Annotated in this window: 16 protein-coding genes, 1 tRNA gene and 5 pseudogenes; 4 read left to right on the top strand and 18 right to left on the bottom strand. The window is 58.6% G+C overall.

Going from position 1 to position 23,177, the window contains the following annotated elements:
- Positions 1-35: 35 nt before the first annotated feature.
- The 6 genes and pseudogenes from ACXPVS_RS19240 to ACXPVS_RS19265 all read right to left on the bottom strand — a co-directional run.
- Positions 36-3,089: an efflux RND transporter permease subunit gene (locus ACXPVS_RS19240; RefSeq protein WP_458511348.1), complete on the bottom strand. Its 3,054-nt coding sequence runs from the start codon at positions 3,087-3,089 to the stop codon at positions 36-38.
- Positions 3,086-4,153, bottom strand: coding sequence for an efflux RND transporter periplasmic adaptor subunit (locus ACXPVS_RS19245; protein ID WP_458511349.1), 1,068 nt, complete (start codon positions 4,151-4,153; stop codon positions 3,086-3,088). The genes ACXPVS_RS19240 and ACXPVS_RS19245 overlap by 4 nt, the downstream gene beginning before the upstream one ends.
- On the bottom strand, positions 4,150-5,253 hold the full coding sequence (locus tag ACXPVS_RS19250) for an efflux RND transporter periplasmic adaptor subunit (RefSeq protein WP_458511381.1): 1,104 nt from the start codon (positions 5,251-5,253) through the stop codon (positions 4,150-4,152). Before ACXPVS_RS19250 ends, ACXPVS_RS19245 begins: the two co-directional genes overlap by 4 nt.
- A gap of 369 nt (positions 5,254-5,622) precedes the next feature.
- Complete coding sequence (locus ACXPVS_RS19255; protein ID WP_458511350.1) at positions 5,623-6,405, bottom strand: MetQ/NlpA family ABC transporter substrate-binding protein; 783 nt, start codon at positions 6,403-6,405, stop codon at positions 5,623-5,625.
- A 310-nt stretch (positions 6,406-6,715) separates the two neighbouring features.
- Positions 6,716-7,270: pseudogene (locus ACXPVS_RS19260) on the bottom strand (alpha/beta hydrolase); the annotation flags it as partial.
- 209 nt (positions 7,271-7,479) lie between these two features.
- Positions 7,480-7,608, bottom strand: a pseudogene (locus ACXPVS_RS19265) (fatty acid desaturase); the annotation flags it as partial.
- A 100-nt stretch (positions 7,609-7,708) separates the two neighbouring features.
- Between ACXPVS_RS19265 and ACXPVS_RS19270 the strand changes: the two are divergent.
- Complete coding sequence (locus tag ACXPVS_RS19270; protein WP_458511351.1) at positions 7,709-8,713, top strand: AraC family transcriptional regulator; 1,005 nt, start codon at positions 7,709-7,711, stop codon at positions 8,711-8,713.
- 26 nt (positions 8,714-8,739) lie between these two features.
- Here the strand turns inward: ACXPVS_RS19270 and ACXPVS_RS19275 are convergent.
- From ACXPVS_RS19275 to ACXPVS_RS19310, 8 genes and pseudogenes are all read right to left on the bottom strand, one after another.
- Positions 8,740-8,973: pseudogene (locus ACXPVS_RS19275) on the bottom strand (type II toxin-antitoxin system HipA family toxin); the annotation flags it as partial.
- 23 nt (positions 8,974-8,996) lie between these two features.
- Positions 8,997-9,362 (bottom strand): response regulator, encoded by a 366-nt coding sequence (locus ACXPVS_RS19280; RefSeq protein ID WP_458511352.1) that lies wholly within the window; start codon positions 9,360-9,362, stop codon positions 8,997-8,999.
- A 124-nt stretch (positions 9,363-9,486) separates the two neighbouring features.
- Positions 9,487-9,552, bottom strand: a pseudogene (locus ACXPVS_RS19285) (hypothetical protein); the annotation flags it as partial.
- 176 nt (positions 9,553-9,728) lie between these two features.
- A complete protein-coding gene (locus ACXPVS_RS19290) occupies positions 9,729-10,718 on the bottom strand; it encodes a sulfate/molybdate ABC transporter ATP-binding protein (protein ID WP_458511353.1) in 990 nt (329 codons plus the stop codon).
- 3 nt (positions 10,719-10,721) lie between these two features.
- The gene (gene cysW / locus ACXPVS_RS19295; protein ID WP_458511354.1) at positions 10,722-11,594 is read right to left on the bottom strand and encodes a sulfate ABC transporter permease subunit CysW; all 873 of its coding nucleotides are present in this window, start codon (positions 11,592-11,594) and stop codon (positions 10,722-10,724) included.
- Between the two features lie 12 nt (positions 11,595-11,606).
- Complete coding sequence (gene cysT, locus ACXPVS_RS19300; RefSeq protein ID WP_458511355.1) at positions 11,607-12,425, bottom strand: sulfate ABC transporter permease subunit CysT; 819 nt, start codon at positions 12,423-12,425, stop codon at positions 11,607-11,609.
- A 43-nt stretch (positions 12,426-12,468) separates the two neighbouring features.
- Positions 12,469-13,482, bottom strand: coding sequence for a sulfate ABC transporter substrate-binding protein (locus ACXPVS_RS19305; RefSeq protein WP_458511356.1), 1,014 nt, complete (start codon positions 13,480-13,482; stop codon positions 12,469-12,471).
- A 281-nt stretch (positions 13,483-13,763) separates the two neighbouring features.
- Positions 13,764-15,529: pseudogene (locus tag ACXPVS_RS19310) on the bottom strand (putative bifunctional diguanylate cyclase/phosphodiesterase).
- A gap of 147 nt (positions 15,530-15,676) precedes the next feature.
- Between ACXPVS_RS19310 and desA the strand changes: the two are divergent.
- Entirely contained in the window at positions 15,677-16,861 is a 1,185-nt protein-coding gene (gene desA, locus ACXPVS_RS19315; protein WP_458511357.1) for a delta-9 fatty acid desaturase DesA, read from the top strand.
- Between the two features lie 185 nt (positions 16,862-17,046).
- Here the strand turns inward: desA and ACXPVS_RS19320 are convergent, their stop codons facing one another.
- The 3 genes from ACXPVS_RS19320 to gabD form a co-directional block, all read right to left on the bottom strand.
- A complete protein-coding gene (locus ACXPVS_RS19320) occupies positions 17,047-18,261 on the bottom strand; it encodes an HDOD domain-containing protein (protein WP_458511358.1) in 1,215 nt (404 codons plus the stop codon).
- A 150-nt stretch (positions 18,262-18,411) separates the two neighbouring features.
- Complete coding sequence (gene gabT, locus ACXPVS_RS19325) at positions 18,412-19,689, bottom strand: 4-aminobutyrate--2-oxoglutarate transaminase (RefSeq protein ID WP_458511359.1); 1,278 nt, start codon at positions 19,687-19,689, stop codon at positions 18,412-18,414.
- Positions 19,690-19,874: 185 nt separating this feature from the next.
- Positions 19,875-21,317, bottom strand: a complete 1,443-nt coding sequence (gabD, locus tag ACXPVS_RS19330) for an NADP-dependent succinate-semialdehyde dehydrogenase (RefSeq protein ID WP_008148203.1) — start codon at positions 21,315-21,317, stop codon at positions 19,875-19,877.
- A gap of 350 nt (positions 21,318-21,667) precedes the next feature.
- Between gabD and ACXPVS_RS19335 the strand changes: the two genes are divergently transcribed.
- Together ACXPVS_RS19335 and ACXPVS_RS19340 are read left to right on the top strand one after the other, a co-directional pair.
- Positions 21,668-21,744: transfer RNA gene (locus ACXPVS_RS19335), tRNA-Arg, on the top strand.
- Positions 21,717-22,235, top strand: coding sequence for a hypothetical protein (locus tag ACXPVS_RS19340; RefSeq protein ID WP_458511360.1), 519 nt, complete (start codon positions 21,717-21,719; stop codon positions 22,233-22,235). Before ACXPVS_RS19335 ends, ACXPVS_RS19340 begins: the two co-directional genes overlap by 28 nt.
- Here the strand turns inward: ACXPVS_RS19340 and ACXPVS_RS19345 are convergent.
- A complete protein-coding gene (locus ACXPVS_RS19345; RefSeq protein ID WP_458511361.1) occupies positions 22,222-23,091 on the bottom strand; it encodes a LysR family transcriptional regulator in 870 nt (289 codons plus the stop codon). The genes ACXPVS_RS19340 and ACXPVS_RS19345 overlap by 14 nt on opposite strands.
- Positions 23,092-23,177 lie beyond the last annotated feature (86 nt).

Raw genomic sequence — 23,177 nt, forward strand, 5'->3', positions numbered from 1 at the left:
TCCCAAGCGTCACTCGGGAGCGATCAACGCATCAACTATTGCGCTTCTTTTTTCGGTTCGCGAATCTTGTACCAAGCCACATAAAGCGCCGGCAAAAACAGCAGCGTCAGCAACGTCGCAATAATAATCCCGCCAATCATCGCGTACGCCATCGGCCCCCAGAACACTTCCCGGGCGATCGGGATCATCCCCAGGCTCGCCGCTGCTGCCGTCAGCAGAATTGGCCGGCGACGATGTTCCGTGGCTTGCACCACCGCATCCCACGGTGCATGACCGTCCTTCTCCAAGGCATCAATCTGCGTCACCAGAATCACCGAGTTGCGGATGATGATGCCGATCAGCGCCAGAATCCCCAGAATCGCAACAAAACCCATCGGCGTGCCCGTCGGGATCAGCGCCAGCGCGACGCCGATCAGCCCGAGTGGCGCGACGCTGGCCACCAGGAACAGCTTCTGCACGCTGTGCAGCTGGATCATCAGGAAGGTCGCCATCAAAAACAGCATCAACGGCACGACCTTGGCAATCGGCCCCTGGGCCTTGCCGCTTTCCTCGACGGTGCCGCCTGTGGCGACCTTGTAGCCCACCGGCAAACTGGCGGCGAATTTATCGATGTCGGGCTGGAGTTGTTTCACCAGATCGGTCGGCTGAATCTCATCGCGCACCCCAGCCTTGATAGTGATGGTCGGTTTGCGGTCGCGGCGCCAGACCAGCGGCTGCTCAAGTTCATAACGCACGGAGGCGAACGCCAGCAGCGGAATCGACGTGCCGCCCGGCGTGACGATCTGCAAATTCTGCAGGGTTTCCGGGGTGCCCCGCTCGGCGTCTACCGCACGCCCCACCACATTGATCAGGTAGATATCGTCATCGACCTGAGTCACTGGCGCACCGACCACGATGCTGTTCATCAGATTGGCCACGTCTTCCGACGACAGCCCCAATTGCCGCGCCTTGTCCTGAGCGATGTCGATGCGCAGGACTTTGCCCGGTTCGTTCCAGTCGTAAATGATCTCGCCGATGTGCGCGTTTTTATCCAGTTCAGTGGCCAGGGCAAGGGCGTGTTTACGCACCTGATCGATGTCCTTGCCGCTGACCCGGTACTGAATTGGCCGACCCACTGGCGGGCCCATTTCCAGCGCCTGGACGTAGCTGCCGATACCGACAAAATCCTTGCGCAGCCGCTCTCGCAAGCGCTGGCTTAGCGCGTTACGCGATTCGAGCCCTTTGCTGACGATCACCAGTTGCGCGTAGTACGGGTTCTGCAATTGCTGGTCGAGGGGCAGGTAGAATCGGATCGCACCTTCGCCGATGTAGGTGCTCCAGCGCACGATGTCCGGGTCGCCCTTGAGCGTCGCCTCTAGCTTGTCCACCGCCTTGCGGGTTTCGGCAATTGAGGCGTTTTGCGGCAGATTCAGGTCGACAAGAATTTCCGGACGGTCCGAGGACGGGAAGAACTGGTTCTGCACAAACTGCATGGAAAATACCGAGGCAACAAACAGCGCGACGGTAATGCCGATCGCCCACCAGCGATTGCGCATGGCCCAGAGCATGCCGCAATTGAACGCCCGACCGATGCGTCCCGGTTCTGCGTCGTGAGGTTTCACGTTGGCGCTGAGAATGTGCACGCCGATCACCGGGGCGAACAGCACCGCGACAATCCACGACACGATCATGGCCACCGCGATCACCGCGAACAGCGTGAAGGTGTACTCGCCGGCCGAACTGGCGTTCAAGCCGATGGGCACGAAACCGGCCACCGTCACCAACGTACCGGTGAGCATCGGAAACGCCGTCGAGGTGTAAGCGAACGTGGCCGCTTGCTCCTTGGTCTCGCCCATTTCCAGGCGCGTGACCATCATCTCGACGGTGATCATCGCGTCATCCACCAGCAGCCCAAGCGCAATGATCAGCGCGCCGAGGGAAATCCGCTGCATGGTGATGCCGCTGTATTCCATGAAAACGAAGACCATCGCCAGCACCAGCGGAATCGAACACGCCACCACCAGACCGGCACGTACGCCGAGGCTGATGAAGCTGACGATCAGCACGATCACCACCGCTTCGAACAGTGCGCTGGTAAAGCCGCCGACGGCTTTTTCGACCACTTCGGCCTGGTCGGAAACGTTGTGCACGCCGACGCCCACCGGCAGATCGGCAGTCAGGTCGATCATGCGCTGGTGCAACGCCTGGCCGAACACCTGAATGTTGCCGCCCTTCTTCATCGCAATGGCGAGGCCGATGGCAGGATGGCCGTTAAAGCGGAACTCCGGCGTCGCCGGGTCAACATAGCCACGGCTGATCTCGGTGATGTCGGCCAAACGGTAGAAACGGTCGTTGAGTCGCAGGTTGACGTTTTCCAAGTCTTTCTCGGAGGCAAACTGCCCCGAAGTCCGCACGGAAATCCGCTCGGGACCGGCCTCTATCACACCGGCCGGTGTCACCGCGTTCTGCGATTGCAGGCTCTGCACCACCTGGCGCTGATCAATACCCAGTGCCGCCAGTTTGCGGGTGGAGAAGTTCAGGTAGAGGACTTCATCCTGCTCGCCGATCATCTCGACCTTGCCCAACCCCGGTACTTCGTGGATTTCGGCGCGGACCTGCTCGACGTAATCGCGCAATTGGCGCATCGACAAACCATCGGCGGTAAAGGCGTACACCGAGCCAAACACGTCACCGAATTCATCGTTGAATCCCGGCCCTTGCAAGCCTTGAGGGAAGTCGCCGCGAATGTCGTTGATCTTCTTGCGCACCTGATACCAGATTTCCGGAATGTCCTTGGCGCTGGTGGTATCACGCAAATTAACGAAGACCGTCGACTCGCCGGGGCGGGTGTAGCTTTTCACGTAGTCGAGCGAGTCGAGCTCTTCGAGTTTTTTCTCGATCCGGTCAGTGACCTGCTTGAGGGTTTCTTCTTGGGTCGCGCCCGGCCACCGGGTCTGGATCACCATGGTTTTGATGGTGAACGACGGGTCTTCCTCGCGGCCGAGGTTCAGGTACGAGAACACACCCATCAGCAGCGCGACGAACATCAAATACCAGACAAACGACTGATGCTTGAGGGCCCATTCGGATAAGTTGAAGCTCCCTTTCATTGCGGGCTGTCCTCAGCGATTTTTATTTTTTGCCCTGGTTTCAGGCTATTCACGCCAGCACTGACCACTCGCTCGCCGGACTTCACGCCGTTCGCCAGGACCATCGTTGAATCAGTGCGGCTGATCAGGCTGACGTCTCGTGGGGAAACGGTTTGAGTCTGCGGGTCGATGACCCAGATCCGCGGTTTGCCATCGACCTCCTGGAGCGCAGTCAGGGGCAGTTCGATACGCGGTTTGATCGCGGAGCTGAGGGTCACGCTGATCGCCGTGCCCAGGCGAAACCCCGGTGGCGTGTCGGTCAGTGTCAGGCGGGCACGACGGGTGCGGGTCGCGCTTTGCGCCTGGGGTTCGATTTCGCGAACGATGGCTGTGGTGGTGGTGCTCGGGTCGAGTTGGACAGCAACCTGGAACACCACGTCCTGCGGCAACGGGTCGACCAACGTATCCGGCAGATCGATCACCGCTTCCTTGATGTCCGGCTGCGCCAGGGTCACCACTTGCTGGCCGGCGCTGACGACTTGCCCGGCTTCGGCGTTCCACGCGGTGACCACGGCTTTGTGATCGGCGCGCAGTTCGACGTAGTTGAGCTGGTCCTTGGCCTGATCGACCGCAGCCTTCGCTTGATCGAGGGAGGCCTGGGTGGTTTTGAGATCGGTCTGTGCAACGTCGAGTTGCGCTTGGGCACCCACGCCGCGATCGAACAACTCTTGCTGACGCCGGGCGTTGGCCTGGGCGTTGATGAGTTGCGCCTGAACGCTGGCCAGATCACCCTGAGCGGAGCGCAACTGGTTCTGCTGATCGGTGGGATCGAGCGTGGCAAGCAACGCCCCCTGATCGACTTCGGCACCGACATCGACATTACGGCTGGCGATGCGTCCCGGCACCCGGAAGCCGATATTGCTTTCATACCGGGCCTGAATGCTGCCGGCGAAGCGGCCCAGGCTTTCTTCATCCAGCGCCTGGACCTTGATGGACAGCACTGGGCGCACAGGCTCCGGCGGCGGTTCCTTTTTCGAGCAGGCCACCAGCATCAAACCGGCGCATACCAGTAACAGACGCTTCATGGCTGGGCTCCCGCGGATAAATCCTTATAGGTGTTTTCGGCGATGTCCACCTTCACGCCTGGGTGCAGCAACTGGCCGCCAGCGATGACGACTTTTTCGCCCCCCTTCAGGCCGGCGCTGATGATCACTTTACCCGTCAAGTAGCGACCGACCGTGACGGTGTGCAGCTGTGCCTTGCCCTCGCCGTCCACCACCCACACGGCCGGGTCGCTGAGGTTTTTCGTCAGTGCCGACCAGGGCAGTTCGACCGCCGACTTGCCCGGCGTCTTGGCCGTGGCACTCACCACCGAACCGAGCTGCATGCCTTCCGGTAGTCCGTTGAGAGTGACTTTGACCTGCACCGTGCCCGTTTGCGCGGAGACGGCCGGGGTGATTTCCCGAACGGTGCCGGTGGTTTTGATCTCAGGTTTGTCGAGCAGGCTGACGACCACCGTTTTACCCTCCGGTGGCTCTGTCAGCAGCGATTCGTAGACGTTGAACACTGCGTCGCGCTCGCCGTCCCGGGCCAGGCTGAAAATCGGCACAGTGGCTTGCACCACCTGGCCAACCTCAGCCTGGCGGGCGGTAATCACCCCCGGCGCGTCAGCGACCAACGCGGTGTAGCTCAGTTGTTCACGAGCATTGGCCAGTTGCGCCTGGGCAGCTGTCAGAGCGCTTTGGCTGCTGCGCAAGGCGGCTTGGGCGGAGTCGTATTCACTTTGGCTGGTATAGCCCTTGGGCAGGAGTTTTTGCTGGCGAACGAAAGCAGCGGCGGTCTGTTTGACTCGGGCCTGTTCGGCAACAACCTGCGCCTGGGCCGAGTCGACACTGGTTTGCAGCTCCTTGGGATCGAGCTTGGCCAGCACTTGTTTAGCCGAAACCCGATCACCGACATCGACTGTACGCTGGATGATCTTGCCGGCAACGCGGAACGACAGGTCGGTCTGGACCCGCGCCTGAACATCGCCGGTCAAGGTCACTGTCGCCGCGTAATTCGCAGGTTTTACCTCTTGCACGAATACCCGCGGACGCTCCTTTTCGACCGGCTTTTTATCGCCACAAGCGCTCAGCAGGACAAGGAGGCTCAGGCCAACCGCTGTTTTCAATCCGGGACCCACTATGCAGCCTCCTTTGCGTTGTACGTTCGTGCCAGTGACGATACGACTGTGAGCGTAGAACAGGGTTCATAGAGTGCGCCTCACGGTTTGAAATAAAGCCTGGCGCACGATGACGTCGACAATAGGACAGAATCGCGCGCCACGCAGCAGGAAGCTTCCCCGGCCGAACCATCACAGGGAAGAGAAAATGGCTGGCGTAAAAGTACCGCAGCGACTGGATCCGCAGGACATCGTGAAATTGTTGGTGGCGTTACGCAGGGCTTTGAAGGCGCAGGCGGCCTAAGACAGTCGTTCCCACGTTGCGTGGGAACGATCACACCGACGCTATATCAGCCGTCGGCATTGAAACCTTGAAGGGGTTTACCGCGCGAATCAGAACGCCGGCAATACCGCGCCGCTGTACTTCTTCTCAATGAATGCTTTCACTTGCGGGCTGGTCAACGCTTTGGCCAGTTTTTGGATGGCTACGCTGTCCTTGTTGTCCGGACGAGCCACCAGGAAGTTCACGTAAGGCGAATCTGCACCTTCGATCACCAGCGCGTCTTTAGCCGGATTCAGACCTGCTTCCAGCGCGTAGTTGGTATTGATCATGTCCAGGTCGACCTGATCCAGAACACGCGGCAGCATGGCCGATTCCAGTTCCTTGAACTTGAAGTTGTGCGGGTTCTTGGCAATGTCTTTCGGGGTGGCCAGCGCGTTTTTCGGGTCTTTCAACTCGATCAGGCCAGCCTTCTGCAGCAGGATCAGGGCGCGGCCGCTGTTACTGCCTTCGTTCGGGATCGCGATGGTTGCGCCGTCTTTCAGTTCAGCCAGGGTTTTGACTTTCTTCGAGTAGCCGCCGAACGGTTCGACGTGCACGCCGATCACGGTCACCAGATTGGTACCTTTGCCTTCATTGAAGCTTTTCAGATACGGCAGGGTCTGGAAGTAGTTGGCGTCCAGACGCTTCTGGTCAACTTGCACGTTCGGCTGAACGTAGTCGGTGAAGACTTTGATTTCCAGGTCCACGCCTTCTTTGGCGAGGATGGGTTTGATCAGCTCCAGAATCTCGGCGTGTGGAACCGGGGTCGCCGCAACCACCAGTTTCTCGCCAGCCTGGGCCAGGCCCGTGGTCAGGGCAGCCGCCAATGCGGTGAACAACAGAACCTTCTTCATGCAGTGTCCTTATCGAAAATCACGGTCGTCATCGACGACGGCTTGTTTAGTTCAAGTGCCAGTGAAGTGCTATCGCTGGCGTGACGCGGACAATACCGGGATTTTTTATTCCCGAACAATATCTTTTATTCACTTTCATATTCCATTTCGTTCATACAGATCGCTACAGCGTCTGCGTCAGGCTGTCGAGCAAATGCTTGTGTGCAGATCGCTCGGCAGCGGCGCCTGGACAGCGACAGAATATCGCCCACCCATTTACGCAAGGCCGGCAGTTCGAGTCGGCCTTCGCTGAGGTAGTGGTAGAGCGTCCCATCCGGTTTTGCAGGCGATAGAGATAGGCAAAGCCCTGCTCCCAGCGTTGGTGACCGGACTTCACGTTGAGATGTCCGGCCCCCGACAAAATTCCCGCCTCGGCGCCCCAGTGACGTGCCAGTTCCAATGCACGCGATGTACTCACAGCACTGTCGTTATCGGAGCTGACAACCTGACTCGGGAACGGCAGCAGGTAGGCTGGAATCGGTGCGAAATTGCGCAGGGCCGGTGCGCAGGTCGCACGCTCGACGTCCGCCGGGGCAACCAGCAAGGCGCCACGAACCTGACGCAAAAACTGCATGGGCGCAGTGGCCGCCCAATGCGCGACAGTGATGCAACCCAGGCTATGGGCGATCAGGATCACCGGCGTGCTGTCGGCGGCAATCGCCTCAGCCAGTGCCGCAACCCAGTCTTCACGACGCGGCGTCAGCCAGTCGGCCTGCTCCACCCGCGCGCTGTTGGGCAGGCGGTTCTGCCAATGGCTTTGCCAATGATCGTCTGGCGATCCTTGCCAGCCCGGCACAATCAGGTAGCGAATTGATTCGTTGCGCATGGCGGCGCTCTCCTGCTGTGTGCCTGTTCCTGAGCAAGTATAGGGAGGAGAGTTATATTCACTAAGGAATAAAAATTCACTTACTAAGAACCATAAGGAATATACGATGATTTTCAATAGACAAAAAAAGGACCGCCAAACAACCTTGCTTGCGTCACAACGTATCGCCCCTTTGGGCCAGATTGATGACGGGCGCCCACATCGATTCGGGCGTCCTGATGATTGAGAATCGGGTAGCGCTGACGCCCTTCGGCCCCCTTGGCCAGCACCCCTTGGCGAATATGCCCTGGGCGCTGGGCTGCATTCAGTCGCTGGGGACTTGCAGAAGTACCGTGGATGCTTCCATCCTCTGGTTATTGAGGTGCGCATCCTGCCTTGTGAACCCTCGCAAAGCGGTAGCCGTGAACGCCAACCTGTTGACCGGAAGCGCCAATCAGCATGACTGAACCGACCTCCCTCGCCAGCTGGACCCGCGCCCTGCGCAAGCAACTCGATGCCCTGGGCCTCGACAGCACCGCCCTGTGCCAACAGGCGGGGCTCGACCCGCAACTGATGGACGACCCAAACGCCCGTTACCCGTTGTCCGGCACCACGCGCCTGTGGGAAATCGCGGTGCAGGTCAGCGGCGACCCGGCGATTGGTTTGCGGGTATCGCGCTTCGTCAGCCCCACCACATTTCACGCGCTCGGTTATGCGCTGGTGGCCAGTGGCAGTCTGCGAGAAGTGTTCGAGCGCATCGTGCGCTATCACCAAGTGGTCAGCGATGCCCTGGAACTGGAACTGACCCGCGCCGAGGACCGCTACCGCTTCCGTCTGAAAATCCCGCCCGGCAATCCGGCCCCGGCCTTTGAGGCCATCGACGCGTTCACGGCGATTTACGTGCGCACCTGCCGCAATCGTCTGGGCCGTGATTACGCCCCGCTGGCGGTGTATCTGCGCCGCCCCGAGCCGGCGGACCCGCATCAATGGCACAAAGTCTTCCGCTCACCGGTGTACTTCGCCGCCGATGAAGACCGACTGGAATTCGCCGTCGTCGACTTCGACAGCCACCTGGACGACGCCAACCCGGAACTGGCCGAACACAACCAAACCGTGCTCAATCGCACCCTCGCACAACTCAAACCCCTGACCTGGGAACGAAAGGTTCGCGACGCCATTGAAGAGCAATTGCCGGAAGGTGAACCCAGCGCCGAACACATCGCCCAAGCCCTGCACCTGAGTTTGCGCAGCCTGCAACGGCATCTGGCCGACGAGGGTTACCGGTTCGATACGCTGCTCAACGAAAGCCGCGAGAACCTGGCGCTGCTGCATCTGCGCGACCCGCAATGCTCGTTGAGCGAAATCAGCTACCTGCTGGGATTTGCAGATACGAGCAGCTTCAGCCGCGCGTTCAAGCGCTGGACGGGGATGACACCGGGGCAGTTTCGGGATGGGTTGCGTTAATCAGCTTTTGACCACGCTGCGCCATTTTCCCTGATGTCATCAACCATTTCCGCCAGCGCGACATCCATTCCATGAACGACTTGCTGCCGCAATTCATTGCACCGCCCCTCGGTCAGGTTGCAAGCCGACCGACCAAAACGCATTAGCATTTTGTATTTGGGCCACGCCTTTGGTCCGCCTGACCGCAATGCCAGGCTGTCTGCCTTGATGTAGACCGACGTCGTGACGATGTCATAGGCCAGAGCCCGTCTGATTTGCGCACCCGCCCTGATCGGCCCCGGTCTCAGCGCCCCCGATCCCTGCGCAACAACTTGCGCACCCGCTTCACCAACTCGCTCACGGCAAACGGCTTGAGCAAGTAATCATCCTCATGCAACTCCAGATCGCGCAGGCGATCCTCGATGCCGTCCTTAGTGGTGAGGAACAGCACCGGCGTTTCGCCAAGCTTGCGGATCTGTTGCAGCAACTGCCAGCCATTGAGCCCCGGCAGCATCACGTCGAGGATGATCAACTCGTATTCGCCCGACTCGATGAAACGACGGCCGGCCATGCCGTTGGCCGCCACATCGACTGAATAGCTTGCCTCGCTAAGGCCCTTGGCCAGGAGTTTGGCGGTCTCGGGTTCGTCTTCCACTAACAACACACGCATGGCACACCTCGATTGTCGTCATCACAGGCTAGGCGTCTTCGCGTCCAAAGCCCACCACTACCGCCGGGTTTTAATTAATCGCCAACTTGCGCAGTCGTTGCACATCCAGAATCTCGATCGCACCCTACTTAAGATTCAGGATTTCCTGCCCCTGCAAGTCCTTGAGAATCTGGTTGGTGGTCTGTCGTGACGTTACTGGGCCGTTGTTTGTGGTGGTTGAGCTAGCGTTTTTGCCGGGGTTGCGGCATGACCTCAAAGAGCAGATCGAGACGCGGGTGGGTTCGGTGCGGGTCAACCCCAAGCATGCTGCTGTGTAGATCGCATTCGCGAGCAGGCTCCGGGCGGCGTTCCGACGAAGCTCGGGCTTTAAATGTTGGCGACGTTTTGCCAGACCTTCGGCTTGAAGAACAGCGTCTCGCCCTTCGCCAACCCGATCAGGCTGTCGTGATCTTTCACCACTTCAGCTTCGATCAATTCGCTCTGGCCTTCGACCTTCAGCGTCACCCGTGTCGTCGCACCCAGCGGACGAATATCCCGCACCTGGGCCGCGTGGTGATCCTCCAGCTCATGACGCGACAGCGACACTTCGTGAGGACGGAACAGCACAGGGTTGTCTTCACCCAAATGCAACCGGTTCGAGTCACCCAGGAAGTGATAAACGAAATCGCTGGCCGGGTTTTCGTAGACGTCGCCCGGCGAGCCGATCTGCTCGATCACGCCCTTGTTCATCACCACGATGCGGTCGGCGACTTCCATCGCTTCTTCCTGGTCGTGAGTCACGAACACCGAGGTCAGGTTGATGTCTTCGTGCAGCCGCGCCAACCAGCGCCGCAGTTCCTTACGGACCTTGGCGTCGAGGGCGCCGAAGGGTTCGTCGAGCAGCAGGACTTTCGGTTCTACCGCCAAGGCACGAGCCAAAGCAATACGTTGACGCTGACCGCCGGAGAGTTGTTCGGGGTAGCGATCGGATAACCAGTCCAGTTGCACCATGTTCAGCAATTCGTGGACTTTCACCGCGATCTGGCTTTCGCTCGGGCGCTGGTTTTTCGGCTTCATGCGCAGGCCGAACGCGACGTTGTCGAACACGCTCATGTGGCGGAACAGCGCGTAGTGCTGAAACACGAAACCGACGTTGCGATCACGCACGTCGTGGCCGGAAACGTCTTCACCGTGAAACACGATGCTGCCCTGATCCGGCGTTTCGAGACCGGCGATGATCCGCAACAGCGTGGTCTTGCCGCAACCCGACGGGCCAAGCAGCGCCACGAGCTCGCCGCTTTGAATGTCCAGGCTGATGTTGTCCAGCGCCTTGAACGCGTGAAAATGCTTGCTGACGTTACGCACTTCAATCGACATGACTTATTCCTCCGCGGCGCTGGCGCGCAGGCGGTTAATGCGGTTTTCGCTCCACTGCCTGAGCAGCAGGATGAAGAGCGCCAGGATCAGCAACAGGCTCGCCACGGCGAACGCGGCCACGTGGTTGTATTCGTTGTAGAGGATCTCGACGTGCAGCGGCAGGGTGTTGGTCACCCCACGAATGTGCCCGGACACCACCGACACCGCACCGAACTCACCCATGGCCCGCGCCGTACACAGCACCACGCCGTAGATCAGGCCCCATTTGATGTTGGGAACGGTGACGTGCCAGAACATCTGCCAGCCATTGGCCCCGAGCAGACGCGCGGCCTCTTCTTCCTGCGTGCCTTGTTCCTGCATCAGCGGGATCAGCTCGCGCGCCACGAACGGCACGGTGACAAAGATCGTCGCCAGCACAATGCCCGGCAAGGCGAAGACGATCTGAATGTCATGGTCCTGCAACCACGGACCAAAAATGCCCTGGGCACCGAACATCAGCACATAGACCAGACCGGCGATTACCGGTGAGACCGAGAACGGCAGGTCGATCAGCGTGACCAGCATACTTTTGCCACGGAACGAGTACTTGCTCACGCACCATGCAGCGCTGACACCGAACACCAGGTTCAGCGGAACTGAAATCAGCACGGCGATCACCGTGAGTTTCAGGGCCGACAAAGCGTCGGGCTCGAAGATCGCGGCGAAGAACGCACCGAGGCCATTTTTCAGCCCCTGGGACACCACGATGAACAGTGGCAGCAACAGAAACAGCGCAAAAACCAACCAGCCAAGGCTGATCAGGATTCGCCGCGAAGTGGCACTGCCACGGCGGGCGGCGTTGGCCGAGGAAGCGGCGCGAATAGACGATTGGGACATATTGGCGCCTTCTTATGGGGTTTCGATACGCCGCTGCAGCAAGTTGATCAGCAGCAACAGGACGAAGGAAACCACCAGCATCAGTACACCAATGGACGTGGCGCCGGTGTAATCGTACTGGTCGAGTTTGACCATGATCAGCAGCGGCAGGATCTCGGTTTTCATCGGCATGTTGCCGGCGATGAAAATCACCGAACCGTACTCGCCGACCCCACGAGCAAAGGCCAACGCGAAACCGGTCAACCAGGCTGGCAGCAGCGCGGGCACCAGAATATGGCGGAAAACCTGCAACGGTTTTGCACCCAGGCACGCCGCGGCCTCTTCCACTTCACGAGGGATATCAGCCAATACTGGCTGTACGGTACGTACCACGAATGGAAGTGTCACAAAAGTGAGGGCAAGGGTGATGCCGAGAGGGGTATACGCGATCTTGAAACCCAGGTCCGCTGCAAACTGACCCACCAATCCTGTGGGGGTGTACAACGCAGTGAGCGCGATACCGGCCACGGCAGTGGGCAGCGCGAACGGCAGGTCGATCATCGCGTCGATGATCTTGCGACCGGGGAACGTGTAGCGCACCAGCACCCAGGCCAGCAGCGTGCCGATGATGCCGTTGATGATCGCGGCATAGAGCGCGGTGCCGAAGCTGAGCTTCAACGCCGCCAGCACCCGTGGCGCCGAGATAATTGCCCAGAACGGGCCCCAGGTGAGTTGAGCGGCATGCACGAACATCGCCGCCAGTGGAATGAGCACAATCAGGCTGAGGTACACCAAAGTGTAGCCCAGCGTCAGCCCGAAGCCGGGTATGACGGGGGAGATACGGCGCGACATAAAAGTCCTTGGTTGAGAACGCTCGCTTATGGCTTATCTCAGGTTATTGCGCCTGATAGATCTGGTCGAACACGCCACCGTCATTGAAGAATTTCGGTTGAGCGGTTTTCCAGCCGCCGAAGTCCTTGTCGATGGTCACCAGGTCCAGTGTCGGAAACTGTTTGGCGTACTGGGCGGCGATACCCTTGTCACGTGGCCGATAGAAGTTTTTTGCCGCAATTTCCTGGCCGGCCGGGCTGTACAGGTGCTTGAGGTACGCTTCGGCGATCTCGGTGTTGCCCTTTTTCTCGGCATTCTTGTCGACCAGGGCTACCGGCGGTTCGGCGAGGATCGACAGCGAAGGCACGACAATGTCGAACCTGTCAGCGCCACCGTCTTCTTTCAGGGCCAGGAAGGCTTCGTTTTCCCAGGCCAGCAACACGTCGCCCTGACCGTTATTGACGAAGGTAATGGTCGAACCGCGAGCACCGGTGTCCAGCACGGGCACGTGTTTGAACAGGGTTTGCACGTATTCCTTGGCTTTCGCTTCGTCACCGCCATTGGCTTTCAGGCCATAGGCCCAGGCAGCGAGGAAATTCCAGCGTGCGCCCCCAGAGGTTTTCGGGTTTGGGGTGATGACTTCCACGCCGTTCTTGGTCAGGTCGCCCCAGTCCTTGATGCCTTTAGGGTTGCCCTTGCGCACAAGGAATACGATGGTCGAGGTGTAAGGCGTGCTCGCTTCCGGCAGACGCTTCTGCCAATCCGCCGGCAGGGCCTTGCCGAGTTTGGCGATTTCGTCGATGTCACCGGCCAGGGCCAGGGTCACCACGTCGGCACGCAGACCGTCGATCACTGCCCGCCCCTGCTTGCCCGAACCGCCGTGGGACTGCTGGATTTTCACGCTGTCGCCAGCGTGGTCTTTCTGCCAGAGCTTGATGAACTCAGCGTTGTAGTCCTGATACAGCTCGCGAGTCGGGTCGTACGACACGTTGAGCAATTCGTAATCCTTGGCAACCGCGGAGCCAGCAAAAAGGGCGCTGGCCAAGGCAGCCAAAGCGAAATGGCGAATCGACGACATGGTGAACGCTCCTGGAATGCTGATGGTGTTGGCTTTTTCTTATGGTGTGCGGCTATCGGTGTGTTGCTTGGGTTCTGCAACCGGAATTTCTCTTTGCGTTCGATCTGGACCACCTTCGTCCTGGCCGCCAACGCCACGCAGGAATGCGCTCAGGGTGCTGCTCCTTCAACGAGAAGCTGCCTGCCAGTGGCGAGACAGCTTGCGGCGTGAGAGCAATAGTAGGTAAACGCAGATATTCTTAAAAAGACTATTTAAGAATTTTTATATAACCAAAAGAATGGTCAGTGCTGGAGAATCTGTGGACTCCGGTCCCAATCCACCTGCCCGGCCGGCACCGGCCGCCCAAACCAGTACCCCTGCCCCAGATCGCAGCCGTGTTCGAGCAGGAAACTCGCCTGCTCGACCTGCTCGACCTGCTCGATCCCCTCGGCATGAACCTGCATCTCCATGCTCTGGGCCAGCGCAATGATCACCCGCACAATCGCCACGTCATCCTCATCCCACGGCAACCCCGCAACGAAGCCCTGATCGATCTTGAGTTTCTGTACCGGCATCCGCTTGAGACGCAGCAACGACGAATAGCCTGTACCGAAGTCATCGATGGCCAGCCGAACGCCTAATTCACGCAACCTGTGCATCTGCGCCAGCGCGACTTCCTGATCATCCATCACAGCGCTCTCAGTCACTTCCAGCTCCAGACAGGCAGGATCCAGCCCGGTGCGTTCGGCAATGGGAATGAATTCTGCCGGCGACACCAACCCTCGCTGCGGATGCTCCCAGCGCACCAATGCCTCGACGCCGATCACGCGACGGGTCTTGAGGTCATGAACCGGCTGGTAATAAACCCGCAGCTCCTGCTGCTCCAGCGCACGGCGCAATTCGAATGCCGTCTCGACCCGTTTCTGGGCATGGGCGGTCAACTCTTCGGTATAGAGGGCGTAGCCATTGCGGCCTGCACTCTTGGCCTTGAACAGCGCCGAATCGGAGTTACGCAACAGCTGCTCGGCACTCAAGGCGCAGCCGGGGAACAGGCTGATACCGACGCTGATATTGACAAACAACTGATGCCCGTCGATCTGGAACGGCTCTTTGAGGCCATCGATGATCCGCTGAGCCAGCGCCGCCGCGTGCACCATTTGCGGACAGCTTTCAGCCAGCACGGCGAACTCGTCACCGCCGAGGCGTGCCAGCGTGATTCCCGGATCGACCATCGCTTTCAAACGCTCGGCCACGCCCTTGAGCAGTTGGTCCCCAATGCTATGCCCAAGGCTGTCGTTGATCATCTTGAAGTGGTCAAGATCGATCATCAGTAACGCGCAGCCGCGCTTGTGGATCTGTGCCGAAGCCAGGGCCTGCTCAGTGCGGTCGGTGAACAGCAAGCGGTTGGGCAGGTCGGTCAGCGGATCGAAGTGAGCCAGGTGCGCCAGTTCATGTTCGGAGTTTTTGATTGCGCTAATGTCGGAAAACACGGCCACGTAATGGCTGCGCCGCCCCCTCTCATCGTCAATGACGCGATGGTCTGCCACTGCGGGTAGATCTCGCCGCTTTTGCGGCGGTTCCAGATTTCCCCGCTCCATTCACCGGCACTGTTGAGTGTCGCGAACATCGCCTGGTAGAAAGCCGGCGGATGATGACCGGACTTGAACAGGCTGGGGCGCTGGCCGAGCACCTCCTCGTCCTGATAGCCGGTGATTGCCATGAATGCCCGGTTTACATGGACGATCAACCCTTTGTTGTCGGTGACCAGCACCCCTTCACGCGTGCAATCGAACACCGCGGCCGCCTGACGCAGACGCTCGTGGTCTTCAATGCGCTCACGCAATTTTGCGCCGATGCCCAGGCAACGGAACAATCGCGCCCGGGCGAGAAAAATCAAACCGGCACTGAATACCACCCAGGCATAACCGTTGATCAGTTGCCATCGCATTAGCTCAGCAGAGCCATCGAAGAAACGGTTCAATAAATGGCCGCTGAACAACAGCCAACCTACAGAAACCAGAAGGTAAAGCAGCGCTGCACGCAAAACATCGCGATAGGTGGCAGACATTCGGCTGTCCATGTCCTTTCAAAAAGGGTGGAATTGTAGTTTAAAGAAACATCCAGCCACTCTTATCTGAAAGGGCGACTGGTTTTATCTGTGAGCTAAGTGATAATGCAGCGGCTGTTTATTTCTTTATCGAGGGCCCTATAGCCTATGTGGTACGAAGGTTTTCTCGGCTTGTCGCCCTGGTCACTGGTGGCAGTCACCCTGCTGATGACCCACGTGACGATCATCGGCGTCACGGTCTATCTGCATCGTTATTCAGCCCATCGCTCGCTTGAGCTCAATGCAGGCCTGAAACATTTCTTCCGCTTCTGGCTGTGGCTGACCACGGCACAGAACACCCGCGAGTGGACCGCTATCCACCGCAAGCATCACGCCAAATGCGAAACCGTCGATGACCCGCACAGCCCTGTCATCAAGGGCCTGTCCACCGTTCTGCGCAAAGGCGCCGAGCTGTACCGTGCCGAGGCGGAAAACCCTGAGACTCTGCGCATCTACGGCAAGAACTGCCCCGAAGACTGGATCGAACGCAACCTGTACAGCCGTTTTCCGCTGCTGGGCGTGGCGATCATGGGCGTCATCGACCTGCTGCTGTTCGGCACCATCGGCATCACCATCTGGGCTATCCAGATGATGTGGATCCCGGTCTGGGCCGCCGGCGTGGTCAATGGCTTGGGCCATGCCATCGGCTACCGAAACTTCGAGTGCCGCGATGCGGCGACCAATCTGGTGCCTTGGGGCATCCTGATCGGCGGCGAAGAACTGCATAACAACCATCACACCTACCCTAATTCGGCAAAACTGTCGGTGAAGAAGTGGGAATTCGATCTCGGCTGGGCCTGGATCCAGGTCTTCAGCTTCCTGCGCCTGGCCAAGGTTCAGCGGGTCGCGCCCATCGCCCATCGGGTCGAAGGCAAAGGTAACCTGGACATGGACACCGCCATGGCGATCCTCAACAATCGCTTCCAGATCATGGCTCAGTACCGCAAATTGGTGATCGCACCGCTGGTCAAACAAGAGCTGGAAAAGGTCGATCACTCGGTCCGTCACCAGTTCCACCGTGCCAAGCGCCTACTCTCGCGGGAAACCAGCCTGCTGGATGACAAACACCACATTCGCATCCAGACCATGCTCGAGCACAGTCAGGCGCTGAAGGTGATTTACGAGAAACGCCTGGCCTTGCAGCAGATCTGGGTCAAGACCAGCTCAAATGGCCACGACATGCTGGCCGCCATCAAGGATTGGGTACACGAAGCCGAAGCCAGCGGGATTCAATCCTTGCGCGACTTCGCCAATCAATTGAAAACCTACTCCCTGCGCCCCGCCACTGTCTGACGCCGTTGATCGGTGCGCCCCGTTCGTGGGCGCACCCTTCGGAACCAAGCTCCAACCCCCTTATCTCAAAGACACTTCGCCATCCAGGCGGGCCCTGGTATTGGCCGCTTTCAAACCTCGAGCGACACACGCCCTTTGAGATGTTGGATCGTTCCCGTGCTCAGCGTGGGAGCGATCTACCGACGTTATTTCTTGCGCAAGCGCATCAACTCCGGCAATCCGATCTTGAGCAACCGCGCCGTCCGGCTCTTCGCCAGGTCCTCAATGCCCTCATGTTCGGTCAGTCGCGCCAGTTGCGCAGCCATGTTCATCACCAGCGCTTCGCGGGAGTAAACCCCGCCACCGAGATGGTAGACCGCCGCAATCAGCTCTCGCAGCTCCAGCGGCAGGCGCCAGCGAGTGCGAAGCGCCGAACCATAGGCCGCACCGAATTCGGCCAGCGCCTCGCCAACTTCCTCCCATTCATCCAGCTCACCACCGGCCTGCTTCCATTCCTGCAAACACCGCAACAGCGCAAGGTCGCCGAGGCGATGCAGCATGCCGGCGCAATAACACCGCTCCTGATCCAGATCCAGCAAGCGCGCCAGGGTCCGGCCATATTCGGCGGTGCGCAGCGACAGCCCCCAATAGCGCTCGGCATAGTCGGCCAGAAACGGATCGCTGAGGCGAGCACTGCGTTTGAGGGCCAACCCCAGAATCAGGTTCATGCTTTGTCCGGTGCCGAGGCGCTGCAGCGCTTGGGACAGGGTCTGCACCGTGGCGCCGAGATGATGGGCGGCGCTGTTGGCGGCGGCGATCAGCACGGCGGTGACCTGCGGATCGGTGCGGATCTCGTCCTCCAGCACCGTCAAATCGAGGCCGTTGGGATTGAGGCTGCGTTTGACCGCCAACTGCACGTCAGTCATCAGCGGCGCACCGTCGGCAAACTCACGACGACGCTCCAGGTACGCTGACAAGGCGATGTCTGGCGCCAATGACGGCGTCTCGCAAGACACCTCTTCACCGGCGTTCAGCAGCAAGTCCTGCAGCCGTTGGGTCAGGCTTTCCATCTTCAGGGGTTTAGTCAGGTACGCCGCAGGCGCCAGGGGCAAGACTTCGCGCACGCTGGCGCTGTCGTTGCGGCTGCTCATCAGAATGAACGGCAGTGGTGGATTACGTTTGCGCTGGCGGACATTACGCAAGACATTCAAACCATCGACGCCGGGCAGTTCCCGGTCGACGATCACCAAGTCGTAAGGATTTTCCGCCAACAGGTTCAACGCTTCCTGGCCATCGGCGCACAGATCCAGCCGCGCGTCGCAGCGCACATTCAACAAAACCTGCTTGAGCAGGTCGCGGGACCAGGGGTCGGCCTCGGCAATCAGCACTCGCGGTGCAGCGGGTAACACCACAACAGTCATTTACACACTCCAAAGCTAGTGCTCGCACCTTAGTCAATGCCGGCCATTCGATATAGCGCATTTGCCATTGATGTGTTCCATGGACACAAAAAAACCCGCCGAAGCGGGTTTTTTTGTCGATCAGTTCACAAATCGATCAGCGCGTGGAGATCACAGCTCGGAGAAGCACTCTTCGATGATCGCCAGACCTTTGTCCAACTGCTCGTCCGGCGAAGTCAGCGGAACCAGCACGCGCAGAACGTTGCCGTAAGTGCCGCAGGACAGCAGGATCAGGCCCTTGTCGCGAGCCTTGGCCACAACGGCGGCTACCGCTGGAGCGTTCGGCTTGTGGCTGTCGCCGTCGACGAACAGCTCGACTGCGATCATCGCGCCCAGGGCACGGACTTCGCCGATCACTGGGTACTTGGTCTGGATGGCTTTCAGGCCAGTGACCAGGCGTTCGCCGACAGCCTTGCAGCGGTCCAGCAGATGCTCTTCTTCGAACACGTCCATTACGGCCAGGGCCGCGGCGCAAGCAATCGGGCTACCGGCGTAGGTGCCGCCCAAGCCGCCCGGCGCAATGGCGTCCATGTATTCGGCCTTGCCGCAGACACCGGCCAACGGGAAGCCGCCAGCGATGGATTTGGCAAAGGTGGTCAGGTCGGCAGCAACACCCATCTGTTCCATGGCGAAGAAAGTGCCGGTACGACCAGCGCCGGTTTGTACTTCGTCAGCGATCAGCAGGATGCCGTGCTGGTCGCACAGCGCGCGCAGACGCTTCATGAACTCTTTAGGCGCGACGTAGAAACCGCCTTCGCCCTGAACTGGTTCGATGATGATTGCAGCGATGTCACGTGGCTCAGCGTCATTTTTGAAGATGCGCTCGATGCTGGCGATCGAATCGTCGATGCTCACACCGTGCAACTCGTTCGGGTACAGCGCGCGGAAGATACCGCCTGGCATCAGGCCCATGCCAGCCGAGTAAGGCGCGACTTTACCGGTCAGCCCCAGGGTCATCATGGTGCGACCGTGGTAAGCGCCGGTGAACGCGATCACGCCAGCACGGCCAGTGGCGGCACGGGCGATTTTCACAGCGTTTTCTACGGCTTCGGAACCGGTGGTCACCAGCAGCGTTTTCTTGGCGAAATCACCCGGCACCTTGGCGTTGATTTTTTCACACAGCTCAACGTACGGCTCGTAGGCCAGTACCTGGAAGCAAGTGTGGGTCAGCTTGTTCAACTGCGCGGTCACGGCGGCGATGATCTTCGGGTGCAGGTGACCGGTGTTCAGCACGGCGATACCGCCGGCGAAGTCGATGAACTCGCGACCTTCAACGTCAGTCACGGTGGCGTTCTTCGCGGACTCGGCGAAGATCGGGTGAATTTGGCCAACACCGCGTGGTACAGCGGCTTCGCGGCGTTTCATCAGGGATGCGTTAGTCTTGCTCATACAGTCCTCATTCACCGCTCATCGGGCGGCGTGGTTCAAGGAAAATGCGGCGGGGAGGCAACTACGGCAGCATGCGATGATCGACTGCCACAGCTTTCCCGGCCACAGAGAAAATTCCATTTGAAGCGCAGAAAGGGACAGCGCTCTCGTGCCCTTTCTGCTTGAAGCAAAACGCCTGGCCGGGCTTAGATGCCCAGGCAGAGGTATTTGATTTCCAGGTAATCTTCGATGCCGTACTTGGAGCCTTCACGGCCCAGGCCCGACGCCTTGATGCCGCCGAACGGCGCGACTTCGTTGGAGATCAACCCGGTGTTGACGCCGACCATGCCGTATTCCAGGGCTTCAGCCACACGGAACACACGGCCCAGGTCACGGGCATAGAAGTAGGAAGCCAGGCCGAACTCGGTGTCGTTGGACATCGCGATCACTTCGGCTTCATCTTTGAAGCGGAACAGCGGCGCCAATGGACCGAAGGTTTCTTCCTTGGCCACGGCAGCGTTTTTCGGCACGTTGGTCAGGATGGTCGGCTCGAAGAAGTTGCCTTCCATGACCTTGCCACCCGCCAGAACTGTCGCACCTTTGCTGATCGCATCAGCAATGTGCTCTTGAACCTTGGCCACGGCTTTTTCGTCGATCAGCGGGCCCGTGGTGGTGCCTTCTTCCAGCCCGTTGCCGATCTTGAGTTTGGCCACGGCCACTTTCAGCTTCTCGGCGAACGCGTCGTAGACCGAATCCTGAATGTACAGACGGTTGGCGCAGACGCAGGTCTGGCCGTTGTTGCGGTACTTGGAAATGATCGCGCCTTCGACAGCCTTATCCAGGTCCGCGTCGTCGAATACGATGAACGGCGCGTTGCCGCCCAGCTCCAGGGACACTTTCTTGATGTCCTTGGCGCATTCGGCCATCAACTGACGACCGATCTCGGTCGAGCCGGTGAAGGACAATTTGCGCACGATCGGGTTGCTGGTCAGCTCGCTGCCGATGTCGCCGGCGCTGCCGGACACAACGCTGAACACACCGGCTGGAATGCCAGCACGCTGGGCCAGTTCAGCCAGAGCGAATGCGGAAAACGGAGTTTGCGAAGCAGGCTTGAGCACCATGGTGCAACCGGCAGCCAGGGCTGGGCCGGCTTTACGGGTGATCATTGCGGCCGGGAAGTTCCACGGGGTGATTGCAGCGGTCACGCCGATTGGCTGCTTGATCACGATCAGGCGCTTGTCTGGCTGGTGGCCCGGAATCACGTCACCGTAGACGCGCTTGGCTTCTTCAGCGAACCACTCGATAAAGGAAGCGGCGTAAACGATTTCGCCCTTGGCTTCGGCCAATGGTTTGCCCTGTTCCAGGGTCATCAATCGAGCCAGGTCGTCCTGGTTCTCGATGATCAGTTCGAACCAGCGACGCAGCTTGTTCGCGCGGTCCTTGGCGGTCAGTGCACGCCAGGCCGGCAGCGCTTTGTCAGCGGCTTCGATTGCACGACGGGTTTCGGCAGCGCCCATTTTCGGCACGGTGCCCAGAATTTCGCCCGTTGCCGGGTTGTTGACCTTGATCGTCTGACCATTGTCCGCATCAACCCAAGCGCCATCGATAAAGGCTTGCTGGCGGAACAACTGGGTGTCTTTAAGCTGCATGTCGGCTTTCCTTAACAGCACCGCGGCCAGCGCGGAGCGAATTATGATTGTAGAAAGGCGCCTTATAGGCTGCCGTCAGGGAAATCATTCACCGGGCTGAAGCACATAAATAGCGCACTGATTGAAACTCGTGCGGTTCAGCACCCAGACAAGAGCGTTTGAAATCTCGAACGAATCCTAGGATCAATGCCGGGAAAGGACAATAGGGCGTTCGAAAAAAAGAACGAAAACGGCGCATTTGCCTAATTTTTCTGATCAGCGTAGCAACCGCAGGTTACGCTTTGGAAAAACGCAGACGATTCAGCAGCATGGACGCCCGCAGTGCATATGAGTATCATGGCGCCCGCATTGCACCAGTAGCTCAGCTGGATAGAGTACTGCCCTCCGAAGGCAGTGGTCGTGGGTTCGAATCCCGCCTGGTGCACCATCTTCTTTCCCTTGTATTACAAGGGGATAGCACTCCTGACAGAAACCTGTCCTAGTCCTGAAAGTCGTTTTTGCCACAAATTTGCCACACTTAAAGTGGCGGGAATGGTCGAAATGGCAACAATCAGGAATCGCGGCGAGTATCAGTGGGAAGCGCAAATCCGTCGCAAGGGCTATCCAGCCCAGCGCAAAACCTTCGAAACCAAATCTGATGCCCAAGCCTGGGCGCGCATGATCGAAAGCGAAATCGACCGAGGCATTTTTGTCTCTCGCGTCGAGGCTGAACGCACCGCCTTTCATCAACTCCTAGATCGCTATATCTCCGCGATCGCTCCGAAGCACAAACCGGCGCTGGTCGTACCGGCACTTTCTTCGCCATGGAACAGATGGGTGCTGCTGCCGACACAGGTCTGGTTGATACTTGACCCCGTGGACATGCGCCTTGGCATAGTCAAAAAACCATTTTTTATAAACAACATCACAGGTGTTTAAATTCTTCTTTCAGTAGCTCGGAAAACTTATCTTTTGCACGATGAAGCTCAACGTTTTTGTTCGATATAAAATAATTTTGCACAGGCCGCAAATCTTCAAACATATATTCACTTATACTTCCGATCCGCCCGAACTGCTCAAACAAACCTTTCGGAACTAACGACACGCCTGCTCCGGAACTTACGCAACCCAGGATTGTGCCATAACTGGCGATGTTTGTTATGGAGGCTGATACTTCATGCCTTTCCAGCCAATTTACCAACGTCTTCCTGTAAGGGCATCCTTCAGGCCACATGAATATATCAGTGCCACTCAAATCCTGCGGCTCATGTATTCGCCCCGCAGCCGGAGAGGCGATCAATACCAGTTCCTCCTTGTAAATCTCAATGATTTCAAGATCCGGGTGCTCAGGCCTGACAGCGATGATTGCTCCATCCAGTTCATGGCTGACCACATCGCTTGATAATTGCGACCAATCCCCCGTACTAAACTGCATTTGTACAGAAGGGTAGAGCTGATGGAACTTTGATAAAAGCTTGGGCAACCGGCCTGTGGCGGATGACTCTATAGCGCCAATTCTCAAGTTCCCCGACGGCGCGGCGGCGGGATCGAGGGCTCTTTGTGATTCCTCACACAACGACAGGATCTTATTAACGTAGTCAAGAAACAACCGCCCGGAAGGGCTGATTACAAGCCCCCGGCCTTTCCTTATAAATAACGAGACCCCGAGCTCTCTTTCTAAATGCTTGATTCTGTTTGTGATGTTTGACGGAACACAGTGTAACAGCTCAGAGGCGCGGATAATGCTTCCTTGATCGGCCACTGTTTTGAACATCGCTAACTGAGACAACTCCATGTCATTGCTCACTAAAAGTGAATAGTGTGATCACTATAAGTCACTTGCTGCAAGCATTCAACTCGTTTAATTTGTAGATGCTAATT

The sequence above is a fragment of the Pseudomonas sp. Ma2-10 genome, from assembly GCF_054330215.1.